Origin of the sequence: Pseudomonas citrullilanati (assembly GCF_030580855.1) — a bacterium.
GTDB classification, from domain to species: domain Bacteria; phylum Pseudomonadota; class Gammaproteobacteria; order Pseudomonadales; family Pseudomonadaceae; genus Aquipseudomonas; species Aquipseudomonas citrulli.
On the sequence record NZ_JAUQOP010000058.1, the window covers coordinates 1 to 20999 of the forward strand.

The following is a 20999-nucleotide window of genomic DNA, read 5'->3' on the forward strand; positions in this document are numbered from 1 at the left end:
TCGTTGTGGGGGGGGGGGTGCCGCGCGCGGGGGCGGGCCCCGGGCCGGACAGGGGGGCGCGGGGGGGCGGGGGGGGGGGGCGCCCCCCCCCCCCCCCCCCCCCCCCACGACTTCCTTGCTCCAGGGCTGGCGACCAGCGCGCCGCTCGCGTACAAAGCGTGCTTATCGATCACCCGGCTTTAAGGCTGACAATGCGACTGGCGTTTCCTTCATTGCTGCTGACTGCCGTGGCCCTGCTGACAGGCGCCGCCGGCGCCGATGCCGCACCGCAACACGCACTGACCGTCTATGGCGAGCCGGCCAAGTACGCCGAAGGTTTCGGCCACTTTGCCTACGCCAACCCCCAGGCCCCCAAGGGCGGCACCCTGCGCCGCTCGGCCGTCGAGATCGGCCAGTTCGACCATGTCCTGCCCTACATCGACAAAGGCATCGGCGTCAGCCAGATCGACGGCATGGTGTATTCGCCGCTGGCCCAGCGTTCGCTGGATGAGCCCTACACCGTCTATGGCCTGGTGGCCGAGAAGATGGAACGGTCGGACGATGGCCTGTCCTTGCGCTTCTACCTGAACCCCAAGGCCCGCTTCGCCGATGGCAAGCCGATCACCGCCGAAGACGTACGCTACAGCTTCGAACTGCTGATGAACCAGGGCAGCCTGCGCTATCGCACCCAGTTCGCCGCCGTCCAACGCGTCGTCATTGAGGACGAGCGCACCGTGCGCTTCGACTTCAAGAACAATGAAAGCCGCACCCTGCCCCTGGACATCGCCACCTTGCCGGTCCTCCCCGAACACTGGTGGAAGGGCCGCGACTTCGCCAACGGCGGCGGCTACGAGCCTCCGCTGGGCAGTGGCCCGTACCGCGTCAGCAAGGTCGACTCCGGCCGCAGCATCACCTTCGAGCGCAACGCCGACTGGTGGGGCAAGGACCTGCCGGTCAGCCGCGGCCTGTATAACTTCGACCATTTCAGCATCGAGTATTTCGGCGACACCGACGTGGCCCGGCAGGTGCTGCGCGGCGGCGCCTACGACTACAACCGCGAGTTCTCCGCCACCGGCTTTTCCATCGGCTATGACAGCCCGGCCCTGCGCGATGGCCGGCTGCAAAAGGCCCACCTGGCCACCGAGGCGCCGCAGACCGCCCAGGGCTTCGTTTTCAACCTGCAACGCCCGCAATTCCAGGATCGCCGGGTACGCCAGGCCCTGGCAATGCTCTGGGATTTCGAATGGAGCAACCGCCAGATGATGCGCAATCTCTATGTGCGCCAGCAGAGTTTCTTCTCCAACACCGACCTGGCGGCCCGGCAACTGCCCGACGCGGCCGAACGGGCGATCCTCGAACCGTTGCGCGGCCAAGTCCCCGACGAAGTCTTCGACCAGGTATTCGAGGCGCCGAAGACCGACGGCAGCGGCGTGATCCGCGACAAGCAGTTGCAAGCCCTGGCCTTGCTGGAACAGGCCGGCTGGAAACCCGACGGCGACCGCCTGGTGAATGCCGACGGCGAACCGCTGAGCTTCACCTTCCTGAACACCCAGAACGGCATGGATCGCCTGCTGCTGCCGTACAAGCGCAACCTGGCGCAGATCGGCATCGACATGAGCATCCGCCGCATCGATTCGTCCCAATACGTCAATCGGCTGATGAGCCGCGACTACGACATGATCGTCACCGGTTACCCGGTCAGCACGTCGCCGGGCATCGAGCTCTACAACTACTTCGGCTCGGCGGCCGCCAACGATCCGGGCGCCAACAACTACATGGCCTTGAAGAATCCGGCGGTGGACACCCTGATCGACGGGCTGGTCAAGGCCACCACCCAGGGCGACATGCTTCGTCATGCCCACGCCCTGGACCGGGTGCTGCAATGGAACTACTACTGGATCCCCAACTATTACCCGCCAGGCAGCTCGACCGTGTGGTGGAACCGCTTTGGCATCCCCAAGGTCCAGGCCAGCAATGACGAAGCCATCGAGAGCTGGTGGGAAATCAGCACCACGCCGCTGACCAACGAACAGATGACGGCCGAGCGCATCAAGCGTGGCGCACCCGGAGGGCGGCACTGATGTGGGCCTATATCGCGCGCCGCCTGCTGCTGATCATCCCGACCCTGGTGATCATCCTGCTGGTGAACTTCGTCATCGTCCAGGCCGCGCCCGGCGGGCCGGTGGAGCAAGCCATCGCCCACTTGCAGGGGATCGGCGGCGCCAGCGTCGGCGGCTCGGGCAACGCCATGGCCGGCAGCTCCCGCGCCAGCCGGGGCCTGGACCCGCAACTGATCAAGGACATCGAGAAACAGTACGGTTTCGACAAGCCGGCCCATGAACGCCTGTGGCTGATGCTCAGCAGCTACGCCCGGCTGGACTTCGGCAAGAGTTTCTTCCGCGGTGCCACGGTCACCGACCTGATCCTGGAAAAAATGCCGGTGACCATTTCCCTCGGGCTCTGGGCAACGCTGATCACCTACCTGGTGTCGATCCCCCTGGGCATCCGCAAGGCGGTCCGCCATGGCTCGGCCTTCGACGTATGGAGCAGCACCGCGATCATCGTCGGCTATGCCATGCCGGCGTTTCTTTTCGCGATGTTCCTGATCGTGGTGTTCGCCGGCGGCACGTCGCTGAACTGGTTCCCGGTGCGCGGGCTGGTGTCGGACGATTTCGAATCGCTGTCGACGCTGGGCAAGGTCGTCGACTACTTCTGGCACCTGGTGCTGCCGGTGAGCTCCCTGGTAATCGGCGGGTTCGCCACCCTGACGATCCTGACCAAGAACTCGTTCCTCAATGAAATCACCCGCCAGTACGTGGTCACGGCACGGGCCAAGGGCATGAGCGAACGCCGGGTGCTGTACGGGCACGCGTTCCGCAATGCCATGCTGCTGGTGGTCTCGGGGATTCCCCAGGCGTTCATCAGCGTGTTCTTCGCCGGGTCGCTGCTGATCGAGGTGATCTTTTCCCTCGACGGCCTGGGACGCATGAGCTACGAGGCGGCGGTGTCCCGGGACTATCCGGTGGTGTTCGGCTCGCTGTTCATCTTCACGCTGTTCGGCCTGCTGATCAGACTCATTGGCGACCTCTGCTACACCCTGGTGGACCCACGCATCGACTTCGCCGCGAGGAACGCCTGATGTTCACGCTTTCGCCCCTGGGCCGCCGGCGCTTCGAGCGCTTCAAGAGAAACCGCCGGGGCTGGTGGTCGCTGTGGCTGTTCATTGGCCTGTTCACCCTGACCCTGGGCGGCGAACTGATCGCCAACGACAAGCCGCTGGTGGTGAGCTACCAGGGTTCGCTGTACTTCCCGGTGTTCAAGCGCTACACCGAACAGGCCTTTGGCGGGCAGTTGCCGTTCCAGGCCGACTACCGCAGCAGCTACGTGCAGAACCTGATCCACAAGGACGGCGGCTGGCTGTTGTTCCCGCCGATCCCGTTCAGCGACGACACACCCAACTACGACCTCGCCCAGCCGGCGCCGAGCCCGCCCACCTCGGTGAACTGGCTGGGTACCGATGACCAGTCGCGGGACGTGCTGGCCCGGGTGATCTTCGGTGCCCGGGTGTCGATCCTGTTCGCCCTGGCGCTGACCGCCATCAGCGCGCTGATCGGCATCGCCGCCGGTGCATTGCAGGGCTACTACGGCGGCTGGGTGGACCTGCTGGGGCAACGACTGCTGGAAGTCTGGTCCGGGCTGCCGGTGCTCTACCTGTTGATCATCCTGTCCGGTTTCGTCGAGCCGAATTTCTGGTGGCTGCTGGGGATCATGGCGCTGTTTTCCTGGCTGGCACTAGTGGACGTGGTGCGGGCCGAGTTCCTGCGCGGGCGCAACCTCGAATACGTGAAAGCCGCCCGGGCCCTGGGCCTGTCCGATCGCAAGGTGATCGTGCGGCATATCCTGCCCAACGCGATGAATGCCACCCTGAGCTACCTGCCTTTCATTCTCACCGGGGCGATCTCCACCCTCACCGCCCTGGACTTCCTCGGCTTCGGCATGCCGGCCGGCAGCGCCTCGCTGGGCGAGCTGATCGGCCAGGGCAAGCAGAACCTGCAAGCGCCGTGGCTGGGTCTGACGGCGTTCTTCACCCTGGCGCTGATCCTTTCACTGCTGGTGTTCATCGGGGAGGCCCTGCGCGATGCGTTCGATCCACGCTCCTGATCCGGGAATGAGCGACAACCTGATCGAGATCCGCGACCTGAGCGTGGCCTTCAACGACCACACCGTGGTGCGCGACCTGTGCCTGGACATCCGCCCCGGCGAGTGCCTGGCGCTGGTGGGCGAGTCGGGCTCGGGCAAGTCGGTGACGGCCCATTCGATCCTGCAATTGCTGCCCGACACCGGCACCCGCACCACCGGCAGCATTCGCTATCGCGGCCAGGAGCTGGTGGGCGCCGAGGCCAAGACCCTGCGCGCGTTGCGCGGCAACCGGATCGCGATGATCTTCCAGGAACCGATGACGTCCCTGAACCCGCTGCACAGCGTCGAGAAACAGATCGGTGAAACCCTGATGCTGCACCGCGGGCTGGGCGGCAAGGCGGCCCGCGAGCGCATCCTGGAACTGCTCGCCCTGGTGGGCATCCAGAAACCCGCCGAACGGCTCAAGGCCTACCCGCATCAACTGTCCGGCGGCCAGCGGCAACGGGTGATGATCGCCATGGCCCTGGCCTGCGAGCCGGAACTGCTGATCGCCGACGAACCGACCACCGCCCTCGACGTGACCGTGCAGCGCAAGATCCTGCTGCTGCTCAAGTCCCTCCAGCAGCGGCTCGGCATGTCGCTGTTGCTGATCAGCCACGACTTGAACCTGGTGCGCAGCATCGCCCAGCGGGTCTGCGTGATGAAGGCCGGCGAAATCGTCGAGCAGGCGCCTTGCGAAACCCTGTTCAGCGCGCCGAAACACCCCTACAGCTGCGAGTTGCTGCATGCCGAACCGGAAGGCGAGGCCCTGCCCCGGGATGATCGCGAAGACGTGCTGCAGGTGCAGGACCTGCGCGTGAGCTTCCCCCTCGGCGGCGGGTTGTTCCGGCGCAAGCAATACTTGCGCGCCGTGGACGGCATCAGCCTGAACATCCAGCGCGGCAAGACCCTGGGCATCGTCGGCGAGTCCGGTTCCGGCAAGTCCACGCTCGGCCAGGCGATCCTGCGGCTGATCGAGTCCGAGGGCAGTATCCGTTTCCAGGGCGAAGCCCTCGATCACCTGTCGCAGAAGGCACTGCGGCCCTGGCGCAAGCAGATGCAGGTGGTGTTCCAGGACCCGTTCGGCAGCCTCAGCCCACGGATGTCGGTGCAGCAGATCATCAGCGAAGGCCTCGAAGTCCACAGCCCGTCCAACGCCGATGAATGCGAATCACGGGTGATCCAGGCCCTCAAGGAAGTCGGGCTCGACCCGCAGAGCCGGCACCGCTACCCCCACGAGTTTTCCGGTGGCCAGCGCCAGCGCATCGCCATTGCCCGGGCACTGGTGCTCAAGCCGGCGCTGATCCTGCTGGACGAACCGACCTCGGCCCTGGACCGGACAGTGCAGAAGCAAGTGGTCGCCCTGCTCCGCCAGCTCCAGGAAAAGCACGGGTTGACCTACCTCTTCATCAGCCATGACCTGGCGGTGGTGCGCGCGCTGGCCCACGACGTGATCGTGATCAAGGATGGCCAGGTGGTCGAATGCGGCGCCAGCCATGACGTGTTCGACTCGCCCCGGCATCCCTACACCAAGGAATTGCTGGCGGCGGCGCATCCGGGCTGGGCCTGACTCGCTCAGGCCTCGCCGCGCTGGTCCATGGTTTGCGCAAACTCGCCGATCACCTCGACCACCTGTTGCGCACCGCGATGGATATCGAGGATCACGGTGCCCGCCTGATTCGCCAGCTTCACCCCTTGCTCGGCCTTGAGCGTGCTCGATTGCATGCTGGTCACCGCCTGCTTGGCCAGCTCGCGGTTCTTGCCGACGACATCGGAGATGGCCACGGTGGCCTGGCTGGTACGTCGCGCAAGGTTGCGCACCTCATCGGCGACCACCGCGAAACCACGGCCCTGCTCCCCGGCGCGGGCTGCCTCGATGGCGGCATTGAGGGCAAGCAGATTGGTCTGTTCGGCGATCCCGCGGATGGCATCGACGATGCTGCCGATCTCCTCCGACTGGGCGCTGAGGGCACTGATCCCCATGGCGACCTGTTGCAACTCATCGGCAATGCTCTGCACCACCGTCACGGTTTGTTGCACGACCGAGGTCCCGAGTTGGGTATGTTCGTCGGTTTTGCGCGACGTTTCGAAGGCCAACCGTGCCGCCCTTGATTCAGCTTCGCGCTGCTCGACCTCACGCGTGCTGTCCGTGGCGAACTTGACCACGCCATACAAGCGACCATTGGCGTCGTAGAGCGGGTTGTAAGTCGCTTGCAGCCAGACCGTCGTGCCGCGCTTGTCGACGCGCTGGAACAGCCCGCTCATGTACTGGCCGCGGTTCAAGGCGGCCCAGAAGCCGCGATAGGCTTCGTCCTGCACCTCGCCGGGCTGGCAGAACAGACGGTGGTGTTGACCGATCACGTCGTCGTGCCGATACCCCATTACCTTGAGGAAATTGTCGTTGGCGCGCACCACGGTGCCGCTCAGGTCGAACTCGATGACGGCCATGGAGCGGTCTATCGCTTGCATGAAGCTGGATTGGGCCTGCGCACGAAGCACGCGCTCATGGGTGTCGCGCACGATCTGGAGAACGCGTTGCACGCCTGCGCCTTCAGCACGAACGGGCACATAGGTGGCTTCGACCCAGAGGCCGCCGCCCTCGCGCCGCCCGTGCAGGAATTGAGCCTCGGCGCTCTCGCCTTGCCCCAACTTCTGCCACAGCGCGGTGTTTTCTCGACTGCGGGCGTAGGCCGGTTCGCAGAACATCGAGTAATGCTTGCCCAGGATCTCGTCGAGGACGTAGCCCGTCATCGTCAGGAACAGCGGGCTGGCGTCCAGCACCTCCCCGGTTGCCGTGAATTCCACGATTGCCAGCGAGCCATGGAGCGCCGCTCGCTCCGCTTCAAGAATGGCCTGCCTGGCCTGGATCTGGTGCAAAGCGTCCTGATGCTTGCGAGTACGAATGAACATGGGTACCGCTCCCCGAGACGTTGAGTGCAGGGCATCATTAAGCCATTACTTCACAAATCTTGTACAGGATTTTTATATTTGTACAACTAACAAGGCGGCCGCCTTCCAGGCTGACGATCTTAGTGCCAGCCCATTTTCCAGCGCTCGCTGTCGCGCAATTCCCGCCAGTCGAATAGCTCGCACCGGCCGCTGTGAACGGCCTGGAGCTCGATCTGGAGAGGTACCCCAAGCTCATCGCAAAGCAGTTGGAGGACGAGAAAATGTTTTTCTCGATTGACCGGCTCACACGCGGTCCACTTGGAAAGCTTGAGTTTTCGGGGATTGAATCGATTCATGGGGCACCGACCATTTATGTACAAGTTCAGCCAACTGTACAATTTCTCATGCATGAGAACCACGACGAACCCGAAGGGCTGTTGATCAGCCTTCGTCCCTGGTCATAATGCCGCCCAAGAGCGACGCAGCCGCGCAAGCTTTCCCTCTTCTGGAAACGGCCGATGAACCCCACCGAAAGCCTCAAGGACTACAAGCGTGTGCGCACGCTGGCGATTCGCTCGTTGTTCGAGATCATCGAGCAGTCCAGCGAAGGCACGGTGATTGTCGACCGTGACGCCAATATCGTCTGGATGAACGAGCGCTACGCCCGGCGCTTCGGCCTGGACTCGGCGCAGGAGGCGATCGGCCGGGCGTGCGAGAGCGTGATCCCCGGCAGCCTGCTGCGCGAAGTGGTGCGCACCGGGCGACCGATCCTGCTGGACATGCAAGACACGCCCAAGGAACCGCTGGTGGTGATGCGCCTGCCGATCCACGACAACGCCGGCGCGGTGATCGGCGCCATCGGCTTTGCCTTGTTCGACGAGTTGCGCAGCCTGTCGCCCATGCTCAAGCGCTACCTGAGCATGCAGGAAGAACTGGCCTCCACCCGCTCGCTGCTACGGGCACGCCAGACCAAGTACAACTTCGCTCATTTCATCGGCACCAGCAGCGCCGGCCTGGAGGTCAAGCGCCGTGCCCGTCGCAGCGCCAGCACCGATTCACCGGTGCTGCTGCTCGGCGAAACCGGCACCGGCAAGGAATTGCTGGCCCAGGCGATCCACAGCGTCTCGCCCCGGGCACACAAGGCGTTCGTCAGCATCAACAGCGCGGCGATCCCCGAGGCGCTGCTGGAGGCCGAGTTCTTCGGCACCGCACCGGGCGCGTTTACCGGGGCCGACCGCAAGGGCCGCGCCGGCAAACTGCAGATCGCCCAGGGCGGTACCCTGTTCCTCGACGAGATCGGCGACATGCCGCTACCGCTGCAAAGCAAATTGCTGCGGGTGCTCCAGGAAAAGGAATACGAACCGGTGGGTTCCAATGAGGTGCTGCAAAGCGATGTGCGGGTGATCGCCGCCACGTCCACGGACCTGGAAGCGGCGATCAAGCGCGGCGAGTTCCGCGCCGACCTGTACTACCGCCTCAACGTGCTGCCGATCCAGGTGCCACCTTTGCGCGAGCGCCTCGACGACTTGCCCGCCTTGAGCGAGGCGATCCTCGAAGACCTGCGCAGCCAGCACGAGCTGAACCCCGCAGCCCTCGACCTGCTAGCGCAGCACGCCTGGCCGGGGAACATCCGCGAACTGCGCAATGTACTGGAGCGGGCCGCGCTGCTCAGCGACAACCTGTTGCTCACCGCGACGGACATTCGCGCCGCCATCGGCACCTTGACCCCGGTGGCCCGCCCGCCCAGCCCGCCCCTGGAGCCCCTGGCCCAGGAAACCTTCAGCCAGGCCCGGGCACGATTCGACCGGCAGTTGATCGAAACCACCCTCGCGCAATGCGGTGGGAAAGTGATCGACGCGGCGCAGCGCCTGGGGCTGGGACGGTCGACGTTGTACAAGAAGATGGTGGCGTTGGGGATTGTGGAGTCTCAATAGAGAGATAACTATCTCCATATTGAGACAGTTTCTTTTGGAGCGCTTCGCGCTCATCGCGAGCAAGCTCGCTCCCACAGGGTAAGTATTTTCCCTAAGCGACGCGTTCAACCGTGGGAGCGAGCTTGCTCGCGATGAGGCCGGCAAACTCCATAAAAATCTCAAAAAAGAGACAAATCTTACACCCCCACCCTACAACCAAAAACGATTTCCTTATATTTCAATAAGTTACACACCTGGCACAAAACTCGCTAAAGCCTCCCCACCGCTTCACCACAACAATAACAATCCCAGGAGACACACCATGAGTGTGATCATAGCCCTGGCAGCCCTCGCGCTGCTGATGGTCGCCGCCTACCGTGGCTACAGCGTTATCCTCTTTGCCCCCATCGCCGCCCTCGGCGCCGTCCTGCTCACCGACCCCGCCGCCGTCGCCCCTGCCTTCACCGGGGTGTTCATGGAAAAAATGGTCGGTTTCATCAAGCTGTACTTCCCGGTGTTCCTGCTCGGCGCGGTGTTCGGCAAGCTGATCGAGCTGTCGGGTTTCTCCCGTTCCATCGTCGCGGCGGCGATCCGGCTGTTGGGCACGCGCCAGGCGATGCTGGTGATCGTGCTGGTCTGTGCGCTGCTGACCTATGGCGGCGTGTCGCTGTTCGTCGTGGTGTTCGCGGTGTACCCGTTCGCCGCTGAGATGTTCCGCCAGAGCAATATCCCCAAGCGCCTGATCCCGGCCACCATCGCCCTCGGTGCGTTCTCCTTCACCATGGACGCCTTGCCCGGCACGCCGCAGATCCAGAACATCATCCCCAGCGCCTTTTTCAACACCACGGCCTGGGCCGCGCCGTGGCTGGGGGTGATCGGCACGCTCTTCGTCTTCAGCATCGGCATGCTGTTCCTGCAACGTCAGCGCAACAAGGCCCAGCGCCTGGGCGAAGGCTACGGCACCGAACTGCGCAACGAGCCGGAAACCGCCGAAGACATCCAGCTGCCAAACCCGTGGGTCGCCGTGTCGCCGCTGCTGGCGGTGGGCATCATGAACCTGCTGTTCACCCAGTGGATTCCCCAGTGGTACGGCAAGACCCACAGCCTGGCGCTGCCGGGCATGGCGGCGCCGGTGACCAGTGACGTCGCCAAGCTCACCGCGATCTGGGCGGTGCAGGCGGCCTTGCTGGTGGGCATCATCATGGTCCTGGTGTTTGGCTTCCGGGCCATCCGCAGCCAGTTGGCCGAAGGCAGCAAGAGCGCGGTGGGCGGCGCCCTGCTGGCGGCGATGAACACCGCATCGGAATACGGCTTCGGCGCGGTGATCGCTTCGCTGCCGGGCTTCCTGGTGCTGGCCGACTGGCTCAAGAGCATCCCCAACCCGCTGGTCAACGAAGCCGTGACCGTCACGCTGTTGGCGGGCATCACCGGTTCCGCTTCGGGTGGCATGAGCATCGCCCTGGCAGCGATGTCCGAAACCTTCATCAACGCCGCCCACGCCGCCAATATTCCCCTGGAGGTGTTGCACCGGGTGGCCGCCATGGCCAGCGGCGGCATGGACACCCTGCCCCACAACGGCGCGGTGATCACCCTGCTGGCGGTCACCGGGCTGACCCACCGCGAAGCCTACAAAGACATTTTCTGCATTACGCTGATCAAGACCCTCGCGGTCTTCGTGGTGATCGGCGTGTTCTACGCCACTGGCATTGTGTGAGGTTCCCATGACGACAACACTTTCGGGCAAGACGGCCCTGGTCACCGGTTCTACCAGCGGCATCGGCCTGGGCATCGCCCTGGGCCTGGCCAAGGCCGGCGCCAACCTGATCCTCAACGGCTTTGGCGATGCATCGGCGGTGATCGCCGAGGTGCAACAGTTCGGCGGCAAGGTCGGCCATCATCCGGCCGATGTCAGCGACCCGGCGCAGATCGCCGACATGCTCGCCTACGCCGAGCGTGAGTTCGGCGGCGTCGACATCCTGGTGAACAACGCCGGGATCCAGCACGTGGCCGCCGTGGAAGACTTCCCGGTGGAGCGCTGGGATTCGATCATCGCCATCAACCTGTCCTCGGTGTTCCACGCCACCCGCCTGAGCCTGCCCGGCATGCGCGCCAAGGGCTGGGGACGGATCGTCAACATCGCCTCGGTGCATGGCCAGGTCGGCTCGGTGGGCAAGGCCGCGTATGTGGCAGCCAAGCATGGGGTGATCGGCCTGACCAAGGTGGTCGGCCTGGAAACCGCCACCAGCAACGTGACCTGCAACGCCATCTGCCCCGGCTGGGTGCTGACGCCGCTGGTGCAGAAACAGATCGACGACCGCATCGCCAGCGGCATCGACCCACAACAGGCCCAACATGACCTGTTGGCCGAGAAGCAGCCGTCCCTGGCATTCGTCACCCCGCCGCAACTGGGGGAATTGGTGCTGTTCCTGTGCAGTGAGGCCGGCAGCCAGGTGCGCGGCGCGGCGTGGAATATCGATGGCGGCTGGCTGGCGCAGTAGCCCCCTGCGAACCCCTGTGGGAGCAAGGCTTGCCCGCGATGAAGACCATGCGGTCCTTCAGAAACCAGGCGCCTGTTTCGCGAGCAAGCTTTGCTCCCACAAAGATTGAGCCGCTCTATAGTTTTTGTGTGTGTATATAAAAAATAAGAGGCACCCCATGTCCGACATCCTCTGGCAACCCAGCCCCGAACGCATCGCCCAGTCGCGCATGAACGCCTTTCGCCAGTTCGTCAACGCGCGACATCACCTGCAACTGCACGACTACCCGACCCTGCACGCCTGGAGCATCGACCAGCGCGACGCCTTCTGGCAGGCCATCGTCGATTTCTTCGAGATTCGCTTTCATCAAGCGCCGCGCAAGGTCCTGGTGGAGGACCGGCGAATGCCCAGTGCCCAATGGTTTCCCGGGGCGACCCTGAACTTTGCCGAACACTTGCTGCGCCGTCGCGATGAGACGGTCGCGGTGGTCGCCGTTGCCGAAGACGGCGGCCAGGAACAGCTGACCTGGGCCGAACTCGCCGCCCAGGTCGCCGGCCTGCAACGCAGCCTGCGGGCCGCCGGCGTCACCCAGGGCGATCGCGTGGCCGCGTGCATGCCCAACACCTGGCAGACCCTGGTGGGCATGCTCGCCGCCACCAGCCTGGGGGCGATCTGGTCCTGCTCGTCGCCGGATTTCGGCACCCAGGGCGTCATCGATCGGTTCGGCCAGATCGAACCCAAGGTGCTGATCACTTGCGCCGGTTACCGCTATGCCGGCAAGGTCATCGACCAGCGTGCCAAGGTCAACGAAATCCTCCAGCGGCTGCCGTCGCTGCAGCAACTGATCATATTGCCCTACGCCGTGCCGCAGGCCCGCCCGGGCGACTTCCAGACCCCGGCCCGCGTCGCGCTGTGGGCGGACTTCTACCACAGCGGCGGCGAGCCGGAATTCACCGGCGTGCCCTTCGATCACCCGCTGTACATTCTCTATTCCAGTGGCACCACCGGCGTGCCCAAGTGCATTGTCCATGGCACCGGCGGCGTGTTGCTGCAACACGTCAAGGAGCACGGCCTGCATGTCGATCTCGGTCCCGAGGACCGACTGTTCTACTACACCACGTGCGGCTGGATGATGTGGAACTGGCTGGTGTCGGCCCTCGCGGTGGGCAGCACGGTGGTGCTCTACGATGGCTCGCCGTTTCATCCGGGGCCCGAGCGCCTGCTGGACCTGATCGACCCACTGCGCATCAGCGTGTTCGGCACCAGCCCGAAATTCCTCGCAACCCTGGAGAGCCAGGGCCTGGCACCTCGGCACAGCCATGACCTGGGCAGCCTGAAGACCCTGCTGTCCACCGGCTCGGCGCTGGCGCCCCACAGCTACGACTATGTGTACCGCGACCTCAAGCCCGACGTCTGCCTCGCGTCGATGTCCGGCGGCACCGACATCGTCTCGTGCTTCGTCAACGGCAACCCGCTGTCACCGGTGCGCCGTGGCGAAATGCAAGGCAAGAGCCTGGGCATGGCCGTGCAGGTCTGGAACGACGCCGGCGAAGCGGTCATCGGCGAAAAAGGCGAGCTGGTCTGCACCCGGCACTTCCCGGCCATGCCCATTGGCTTATGGAACGATCCCCAAGGGGAAAAACTGCGCGCGTCCTACTTTGCCCAGTTTCCCGGCGTGTGGGCCCAGGGCGATTACGCCGAGGAACTGCCTCACGGTGGCCTGCTGATCCATGGGCGCTCCGACGCGGTGCTCAACCCCGGCGGCGTGCGCATCGGCACGGCGGAGATCTATCGGCAAGTGGAAAAGGTCGAAGAGGTGCTCGACAGCGTTGCCATCGGCCAGCAATGGCAAGGCGACGTGCGGGTGGTGCTGTTCGTGCGATTGCGCGACGGGGTGGTTTTCGATGAGGACCTGGCACAGCGGATTCGCCAGGTCATCCGCGCCAATACCACGCCGCGCCATGTCCCGGCGAAGATCCTGCCGGTCACCGACATTCCCCGCACCATCAGCGGCAAGGTGGTGGAGCTGGCGGTGCGCAACGTGGTCCATGGCGAGGCGGTGAAGAACACCGATGCCCTGGCCAACCCCGAGGCGCTGGCGCAGTTTCGGGATCGGCCGGAACTGGCCGTTTAAGCACAGCAGCTCCTGTGGCGAGGGGACTTATCCCCGCTGGCCGCGAAGCGGCCCAAAACAGAGTATGCGGCGTCCTAGAGTTGTCTATGTTGGGGCTGCTTTGCAGCCCAGCGGGGATAAATCCCCTCGCCACAGGGACGCGACACGTTCAATCCATGAGTCCCCACTCCCCCGCCGCCGGATCATCCGGCGGCGCGGCGCTCGACTCGGCGTGCAGCTTCAGGCGCAAGCGCAAATTGTTCGCCGAGTCGGCGTTCTTCAGCGCCTCCTCCTCATCGATGGCGCCTTCCACCACCAGGTTGAACAAGGCCTGGTCGAAGGTCTGCATGCCCAGCTCCTCCGACTTCTCCATGATGGCCTTGAGCTCGCCCAACGCGTTGCGCCGGATCAGGTCGGCCACCGTGGGTGAACCCAGCATGACCTCCACCGCCGCCCGGCGCTGGCCCGCCACGGTGCACACCAGGCGTTGGGAAATGAACGCCTGGAGGTTGTTGGCCAGGTCGTTGAGCAACTGCGGCCGGCGTTCTTCCGGGAAGAAATTGATGACCCGGTCCAGGGCCTGGTTGGCGTTATGGGCGTGCAGCGTGGAGATCACCAGGTGCCCGGTGTCGGCGAAGGCCAGCGCGTGCTCCATGGTTTCCCGGTCACGGATCTCGCCGATCAGCACCACGTCCGGCGCCTGGCGCAGGGTGTTCTTCAGGGCGGCGTGAAAGCTGCGGGTGTCGACACCGACTTCGCGCTGGTTGATGATCGACTTCTTGTGCCGGTGGATATACTCCACCGGGTCCTCGATGGTAATGATGTGGCCGCTGCTGTGGCGATTGCGGTAATCGATCAGCGCCGCCAGGGACGTCGACTTGCCGGAACCCGTGGCGCCGACGAACAGGATCAGCCCCTGTTTCTGCATGACGCTCTCCAGCAGCACCGGGGGCAGTTTCAGGTCTTCGAAGCGCGGGATGTCCAGCTTGACGTTGCGGATGACCATGGACACGTCATTGCGCTGCTTGAACACGTTGACCCGGAACCGACCGACGCCGGCCAGGGAGATCGCCAGGTTCATTTCCAGTTCCCGATCGAACTCAAGGCGCTGTTCGGCGTCCATCAAGGACTCGGCGAGACCGGCAATGTCGCCGACCTTGAACGCCTGGGAGCCCAATGGCTTGAGCACGCCCTCGAATTTCGCGCACGGCGGCGCACCGGTGGACAGATAGAGGTCGGAGCCATCCTGGCTCGCCAGGATTCGCAACAAGGGATCGATTTCCATGGCCTGAAACTTCCGCGAGACATCAATGAAACACGCTGGCCCGAGCATGCACCGCTACAGACCAACCCGCGCTTACCTTCCCCGAAGGATAGTAGACACCGCAACGCAGACATGATTTCCAGGGATTCCGTGATGAACGCAACACCCGTCGGCAGCGACACCCAGGGCCTGATCGCCCGCCTGGACTGGGCCTCGAGCCCCCTGGGCGCTGCCCACGCCTGGCCACAGAGCCTGCGCACCGCCATGGACATCATGCTCCACTCGCCCATGCCGATGGCCCTGCTGTGGGGCCCGCGGCTGTGCCACTTGTACAACGACGCCTTCGCCCGGCTGATCGGCGACAAGCATCCACGCACGTTCGGCGAGCCGACCCACAGCGCCTGGCCCGAACTGAGGCCCGGGAGCGATGCGATCTACGACCAGGTATTGCAGGGCCTTGCCCACGCCTGTCGCGACCAGCAATGGCGGGTGCCCTTCGCCGGGCGCCTGTGCGATGTGTGGCTGGACCTGGCCTACAGCCCGGTACGCGATGAAAGCGGCCAGGTCGCCGGCATCCTGGTCACGGCCATCGAGACCAGCGAGCGGCGGCGCCTGACCCAGGAGTTCGAACGCCGCTCCGAAGCCAGCCTCAAGGCCCAGCATGAAAGCGAAGAACGCCTGCAACTGGCCCTGGCCGCCGCCGATGCGCTGGGCACCTGGGACTGGGATATCCGCGAGGACCGTTTCGTGGCGGACGCGCATTTCGCCCGCCTGCATGGCGTCGACCCGAACCTGGCGCGCCAGCTCCCCATCAGCGCCTACCTCGAAGGCGTGCACCCCGAAGACCGGGCCATGGTCGCCCGCAGCATCCGGCACTGCATCAGCCACGGCACCGAATACGCCGAGGAGTATCGCCTGGTGCAACCCTCCGGCGAGATGCGCTGGGTGTTCGTCCGGGGCCGTTGCTACAAGGATCGCCACGGGCGTCCCAAGCGTTTCCTCGGCGCCGCCCTGGACCTCACCGAGCGCAAGCGCGCCGAGCAGGCCTTGCGCCAGAGCCAGAACGAGCTGCAACTGATCATCAACGCCATGCCGATCCTCATCAGCTACGTGGACCGCGACGAGCGTTTCCGGCTGAACAACAGCGCCTACCTGGACTGGTATGGGCTGACCCCACAGGAGCTGTATGGCAAGACCATCCGCGAAGTGCTTGGCGAAGAAGCCTATGCGGTGCGCGCCGAACAGATCGCCGAGGCCCTGGCGGGCAAGCCGTGCAGCTTCGCCATCGAATCCGCCCACCGCGATGGCCGGCCACGCCATGCCTTGACCAACTACCTTCCGCGCCGCGGGGCGGACGGCGCGGTGAACGGCTTCTACATCTTCGTGATCGACGAAACCGAGCGCAAGAAGACCGAGGAAGCCTTGCGCAACCTCAACGAAACCCTGGAGGACCGGGTGATCGCCCGCACCCGGCAACTGGCCGAGGCCAATCAGCGCCTGCAAAGCGAAATGTTCGAACGCGAGCGCGCCGAAGAAGCGTTGCGCCATGCCCAGAAGATGGAAGCGGTCGGCCAGCTCACCGGCGGCATCGCCCACGACTTCAACAACATGCTCACCGGGATCCTCGGCAGCCTTGACCTGATGCAGCGCTACATCGCCAGCGGCCGCACGGCCGAAATCGGGCGCTTCACCGAAGCGGCCGTGTCCTCGGCCAACCGCGCCGCCGCGCTGACCCACCGCCTGCTGGCGTTCTCCCGCCGCCAGTCCCTGGACCGCAAGCCGCTGGACCCCAACGACCTGGTGCGTTCACTGGAAGACTTGCTCAGGCGCACCACCGGCGAACACATCGTGTTGTGCCTGCAACTGGCCGACGAGCTGTGGCCGGTCAGCACCGACGCCAGCCAGCTGGAGAACGCCCTGCTCAACTTGGTGATCAACGCCCGTGACGCCATGCCCGACGGCGGCGAACTGGTCATCGAAACCGCCAACGTCTACCTCGACGGCAGTGACATCAACACCCTGGAGCCGGTCAAGGCCGGCGACTACGTGATGATCGCCGTGAGCGACAATGGCAGCGGCATGACCCCTTCCGTGCTGGCCAAGGCCTTCGACCCGTTCTTCACCACCAAGCCCATCGGCCAGGGCACCGGCCTGGGCTTGTCGATGATCTACGGCTTTGCCCAGCAGTCCGGCGGCCACCTCAACCTGGACAGCGTGCCGGGCCAGGGCACGCGGGTGCAGTTGTACCTGCCACGGCTGCGCATGACGCCCGCCGAACAGCCCGCGGCCTCCGGGACCGTCGAGGTGCCGGCGGCGATCGCCGGGGAAACCGTGTTGCTGGTGGAGGACGAACCCGCCGTGCGGATGCTGGTGCTCGACCTGTTGGAAGCGCTGGGCTACACCGCCCTTGAGGCCCGGGACGCCAAGACCGCACTGCCGTTGCTGGAGTCAGGCCAGCGCATCGACCTGCTGGTGACCGACGTCGGCCTGCCGGGCATGAATGGCCGGCAACTGGCGGAAATCGCCCGCCAGCAAAGGCCCGGCCTGAAGGTGCTGTTCATGACCGGCTACGCGCAGAATGCCGCCGAGCGCCAGGGTTTTCTCGACCAGGGCATGGACATGGTCGCCAAGCCGTTCACCCTCGACCTGCTGGCGACCAAAATTCGGGCGATGATCAACCATGACGGCTGACTTGAGGCATAATCGCCGCCCCGTTACGTTCAGGTCCGCAACGCCATGAAAGCCCAAGCCCGCCATATCCTGGTGAAAACCGCCGAAGAAGCCGAACAGCTCAAGCAGCGCATCGCCAAGGGCGAAGCCTTCGACGTGCTGGCGAAGAAATACTCCACCTGCCCCTCCGGCAAACGCGGCGGCGACCTGGGTGAAGTGCGGCCGGGGCAGATGGTCGGCGCGATCGACGCGGTGATTTTCAAGAAGCCGTTGCGGGTGGTGCACGGGCCGATCAAGAGCAAGTTCGGTTATCACCTGGTGCAGGTGTTCTACCGCGATTGAGGCTCGCTCCCACAAGGGTCCCGCGTCGAACTCACTCTCGCGGTATCAACGCCCCCGGCACCTGGATCACCCGGCTCGCCAGCCGATGCCCGGCCTCGGCGGCTTCCACCGGAGTGCCGCCCAGCAGGCGGCTCGCCAGGTAGGCGGCGCTGAACGAGTCCCCGGCCGCCGTGGTGTCCACCACCCGCTCGACGCGTTGGGCGGGCACTTCGTAAGCCTGCCCCGCGCAGCGGATCAGGCAAGCCTCGGCGCCGCGCTTGAGCACCACTTCGGGCGTGCCCAGCGGGGCATAGGCGGCGAACACCGCCGCGCTGTCCGGGTAGCCGAACAGCGCCTGCTCGTCGTCCACCGTCAACAGCGCCAGCGTCACCTGGGGCAAGACGCTGCGATACGCCGCCCGGGCCGCGTCAATCGAGGCCCAGAGCCGTGGCCGGAAGTTGTTGTCGAACACCACCTGGGCACCGCGCCGGCGCGCCTGGACCAGGGTCTCGATGAGCCTGGCGCGTCCCTGCTCCCCTAGCACCGCCAGGGTGATGCCACTGAAGTACAGCACGTCGTAGGCCGGCAGCGCCGCCAGGATCGGCGCGGCAGCCGGGGTGGTGAAGCAATCGCGCACCGCCGCCTCGTTGCGCCAGTACAGGAACCGTCGCTCGCCGGCCGCGTCGGTCTGGATGCAGTACAGGCCCGGCAGGCGCCCGGGCAGGCGCTGGACCCGCTCCAGGCCGATGTTTTCCGCCGCCCAAGCCTGGCACATGGCGTCGCTGAAACTGTCATCGCCCAGGGCCGTGACGTAATCCACCGAGCCCCTGTCGCCCAGGGCGCGGGCCAGGTACACCGCAGTGTTCAGGGTATCGCCGCCGAAACTCTGGTGCAGGCTGCCGTCGGCGCGTTGTTGCAGCTCGATCATGCATTCGCCGATGAGGGCGATGCGGGGTTTGGAGTGGTTCATGGAGGGTCCTGAGGGTTTGGTGGTGTTTGAACGACCGCCTTCGCGAGCAAGCCCGCTCCCACACTCGGGCAGTTGTGAACACAATTATGTGTTCACCCAGGATCCCTTGTGGGAGCGGGCTTGCCCGCGAAGGCGGCGACTCGGTCTCAAGCCTAGAAACAGGTCTCCATGCTCTCGACCACCCGCAACCCCTCGTCCACCAGGCACCCCACCCGCCACTTGTCGAACGTCAGGCACGGATGGGACGTACCGAACGAAATGATATCGCCGACCCGCAACTCGACCCCCGGCGCCACGTTCATGAACGCATGCTGGTCCATCACCGCCGTCACCTTGCAGCCGCTCACGTCGTCCCCGGCCACCGAATCGGATCCCGGCTTGTAGCGCTTGAGCGGTACCGGCAGGCCGGCGTCGTAGGCCACGTCGCGCTTGCCCAGGGCAATCACCGCGAAGCCCGGCTCCGGCAGCGATTGCACGTGGGCCCAGACTTCCAGGGCCGGGCGCAAGCCTTCGTGCAGGTCGCTGCGCCGCTCCAGCACGCAGCACTGGGCCTGCTTGTAGATCCCATGGTCGTGGGCCACATAGCTGCCGGGCCGCAGCACGCTGAGGAACCGCCCCTGGGCGTTCTGGGCTTCGAAGGATTCGGCGATCAGGTCGTACCAGGCCGAACCGGATGCGGTGATGATCGGCCGGTCGACGGCAAACGCACCAGCGTCCTGCAACTGCACCGCCAGGCGCACCAGGGACGCGGCGAACGCGCGGATGCCGCTGATGGCGTGGTCACCGTGGATCACCCCTTCGTACCCTTCGATACCGGTCAGTGCCAGCGCCGGTTGCGCCCGGATCGCCTCGGCCAGGGCCAGCACTTCGGCCTCCGTCCGACAGCCGCAACGACCACCGGTCACGCCATACTCGATCATCACATTCAGCGTCACCCCGCGAGCGGCAAAGAATGCGCCCAGGTCGGCCACGTTGTCCGGATGATCGACCATGCAATGGAATTCGAACGCCGGATCGGCGAGCAAATCGGCGACCAGGGCCATGTTCGGCGTGCCCACCAACTGGTTGGCCATCAACACCCGGCGCACGCCATGGGCATAGGCGGCACGGGTCTGCACGGCGGTGGCGAGGGTCAGGCCCCAGGCGCCGGCGTCGAGCTGGCGACGGAACAGCGCCGGGGTCATGCTGGTCTTGCCGTGGGGCGCCAGCTCGGCGCCGCTGTCACTGACGAAGGCTTGCATCCAGCGGATGTTGTGTTCCAGGGCGTCGCGATGCAGCACCAATGCCGGCAGGCTGACATCGCGCAACAGGTGGGCACCCACGGTGGCGGCGCCCTTCTCTACACCCGCGTTCAAGATGGCGGAAGGCATGTTCGAACTCCTCGCGCACGGCCTCGCGGCCGATGCGTCTATTCATTGATGCGACGGGCCAGGTGGTTGGCGCTTTCGATCAGCACCCGGCGGTAGTCGGCGTAATTGTTCTTGGCGTCGGCCCGCGGGGCGACGATGCACAGGGTGGCGATGGCGACGCCATTGGGGTCCTTGACCGGCGCGGCAAAGCAGTGGGTGAAGGTGTCGGCCACGCTGTCGAACGAAAAGAACCCTTCGTCGCCGGCCTGGCGGATTTCCTTCAGGAACTGCTCCAGGGGCAGGTGCTCGCCGTCCGGCAGGATGAAGTCGTCGGGATCGATCAGGTCGACGATCTGCTGGTCGCTCAAATGCGCCAGCAGCAGGCGACCGGACGCCGTCCAGGGGATGGGCGCGTTCTCGCCGATGTCCGATGAAATACGGAAATGCCGCTCGCCCTCCTTCATCAGCGCCACGGTGTACTTGCGCCCGTTGAGCAGGCACATCTGCGCGGTTTCCCGGGTCTGGCGCACGATCTCCTGCAAGGCCTGGTCGGCCTCGCGGCTCAGGTCGAAATGCCGCAGGTGCGCCTGGCCGAGGAAGTACAACTGGCGGCCCAGGTAGACGTGGCCGTCCTTGCCCACCGGCTCGAGGATGCGCCGCTCCAGCAGTGACGCCACCAGTTCATAGACCGTGGACTTGGGGCTGCCGATGCCGCTGGCGATGTCGTTCGGACGCAGCGGCTGGCCGATTTCCTTGAGGAAATCGAGGATATCGAACGCCCGGTCCAGTCCTCGGGCCCGGCGCTTGATGGTGTCTTCGGTCATGTCTTTGGTCCCCATTCAATTGGCCGGGAGTTTAACCAGACTGCTGCGCCG

The 20999-nt window shown here is 65.1% G+C and carries 16 protein-coding genes and 1 pseudogene; 10 read left to right on the forward strand and 7 right to left on the reverse strand.

Annotated features, from left to right (window positions below; genetic code table 11):
• The first annotated feature begins 191 nt into the window (after positions 1-191).
• Genes Q6A48_RS24070 through Q6A48_RS24085 form a run of 4 tightly spaced genes read left to right on the forward strand, consistent with a single transcriptional unit; the run spans position 192 to position 5728 of the window.
• Entirely contained in the window at positions 192-2060 is a 1869-nt protein-coding gene (locus Q6A48_RS24070) for an extracellular solute-binding protein (protein ID WP_304556905.1), read from the forward strand.
• Positions 2060-3118, forward strand: a complete 1059-nt coding sequence (locus tag Q6A48_RS24075; RefSeq protein WP_304556906.1) for a microcin C ABC transporter permease YejB — start codon at positions 2060-2062, stop codon at positions 3116-3118. The genes Q6A48_RS24070 and Q6A48_RS24075 overlap by 1 nt, the downstream gene beginning before the upstream one ends.
• Positions 3118-4140, forward strand: coding sequence for an ABC transporter permease (locus tag Q6A48_RS24080; RefSeq protein ID WP_304556907.1), 1023 nt, complete (start codon positions 3118-3120; stop codon positions 4138-4140). The genes Q6A48_RS24075 and Q6A48_RS24080 overlap by 1 nt, the downstream gene beginning before the upstream one ends.
• Positions 4141-4147: 7 nt before the next feature.
• The gene (locus Q6A48_RS24085) at positions 4148-5728 is read left to right on the forward strand and encodes an ABC transporter ATP-binding protein (RefSeq protein WP_304556908.1); all 1581 of its coding nucleotides are present in this window, start codon (positions 4148-4150) and stop codon (positions 5726-5728) included.
• A 5-nt stretch (positions 5729-5733) separates the two neighbouring features.
• Here the strand turns inward: Q6A48_RS24085 and Q6A48_RS26160 are convergent, their stop codons facing one another.
• The 3 genes and pseudogenes from Q6A48_RS26160 to Q6A48_RS24095 form a co-directional block, all read right to left on the reverse strand.
• Complete coding sequence (locus Q6A48_RS26160) at positions 5734-6198, reverse strand: methyl-accepting chemotaxis protein (protein ID WP_369811726.1); 465 nt, start codon at positions 6196-6198, stop codon at positions 5734-5736.
• Between the two features lie 87 nt (positions 6199-6285).
• Positions 6286-7068 (reverse strand): annotated as a pseudogene (locus Q6A48_RS26165) (PAS domain-containing protein); the annotation flags it as partial.
• A 119-nt stretch (positions 7069-7187) separates the two neighbouring features.
• Positions 7188-7403, reverse strand: coding sequence for a TIGR02450 family Trp-rich protein (locus Q6A48_RS24095; protein WP_304556911.1), 216 nt, complete (start codon positions 7401-7403; stop codon positions 7188-7190).
• Between the two features lie 162 nt (positions 7404-7565).
• Between Q6A48_RS24095 and Q6A48_RS24100 the strand changes: the two genes are divergently transcribed.
• From Q6A48_RS24100 to Q6A48_RS24115, 4 genes are all read left to right on the forward strand, one after another.
• Positions 7566-8981, forward strand: a complete 1416-nt coding sequence (locus Q6A48_RS24100) for a sigma-54 interaction domain-containing protein (protein WP_304556912.1) — start codon at positions 7566-7568, stop codon at positions 8979-8981.
• 301 nt (positions 8982-9282) lie between these two features.
• Complete coding sequence (locus Q6A48_RS24105) at positions 9283-10674, forward strand: GntP family permease (protein WP_304556913.1); 1392 nt, start codon at positions 9283-9285, stop codon at positions 10672-10674.
• 7 nt (positions 10675-10681) lie between these two features.
• A complete protein-coding gene (hbdH, locus tag Q6A48_RS24110) occupies positions 10682-11458 on the forward strand; it encodes a 3-hydroxybutyrate dehydrogenase (RefSeq protein WP_304556914.1) in 777 nt (258 codons plus the stop codon).
• 157 nt (positions 11459-11615) lie between these two features.
• A complete protein-coding gene (locus Q6A48_RS24115) occupies positions 11616-13571 on the forward strand; it encodes an acetoacetate--CoA ligase (RefSeq protein WP_304556915.1) in 1956 nt (651 codons plus the stop codon).
• 148 nt (positions 13572-13719) lie between these two features.
• Here the strand turns inward: Q6A48_RS24115 and Q6A48_RS24120 are convergent, their stop codons facing one another.
• Positions 13720-14835 (reverse strand): PilT/PilU family type 4a pilus ATPase, encoded by a 1116-nt coding sequence (locus Q6A48_RS24120; protein WP_304556916.1) that lies wholly within the window; start codon positions 14833-14835, stop codon positions 13720-13722.
• Between the two features lie 132 nt (positions 14836-14967).
• Here Q6A48_RS24120 and Q6A48_RS24125 point away from each other — a divergent pair, with 132 nt between their 5' ends.
• Entirely contained in the window at positions 14968-17505 is a 2538-nt protein-coding gene (locus Q6A48_RS24125) for a PAS domain-containing hybrid sensor histidine kinase/response regulator family protein (RefSeq protein ID WP_304556917.1), read from the forward strand.
• 45 nt (positions 17506-17550) lie between these two features.
• Positions 17551-17826, forward strand: coding sequence for a peptidylprolyl isomerase (locus tag Q6A48_RS24130; protein ID WP_019690952.1), 276 nt, complete (start codon positions 17551-17553; stop codon positions 17824-17826).
• 31 nt (positions 17827-17857) lie between these two features.
• On the opposite strand, the gene Q6A48_RS24135 is transcribed toward Q6A48_RS24130, so the two are convergent.
• The 3 genes from Q6A48_RS24135 to Q6A48_RS24145 all read right to left on the reverse strand — a co-directional run bounded on the left by Q6A48_RS24135 (position 17858) and on the right by Q6A48_RS24145 (position 20948).
• Entirely contained in the window at positions 17858-18775 is a 918-nt protein-coding gene (locus Q6A48_RS24135; protein ID WP_304556918.1) for a sugar kinase, read from the reverse strand.
• Positions 18776-18927: 152 nt separating this feature from the next.
• Entirely contained in the window at positions 18928-20145 is a 1218-nt protein-coding gene (locus Q6A48_RS24140) for an amino acid deaminase (protein WP_304556919.1), read from the reverse strand.
• 38 nt (positions 20146-20183) lie between these two features.
• Positions 20184-20948 carry an IclR family transcriptional regulator gene (locus Q6A48_RS24145; protein ID WP_304556920.1) on the reverse strand — a complete coding sequence of 255 codons (765 nt, stop codon included), beginning with the start codon at positions 20946-20948 and terminating at the stop codon, positions 20184-20186.
• Between the last annotated feature and the right edge of the window lie 51 nt (positions 20949-20999).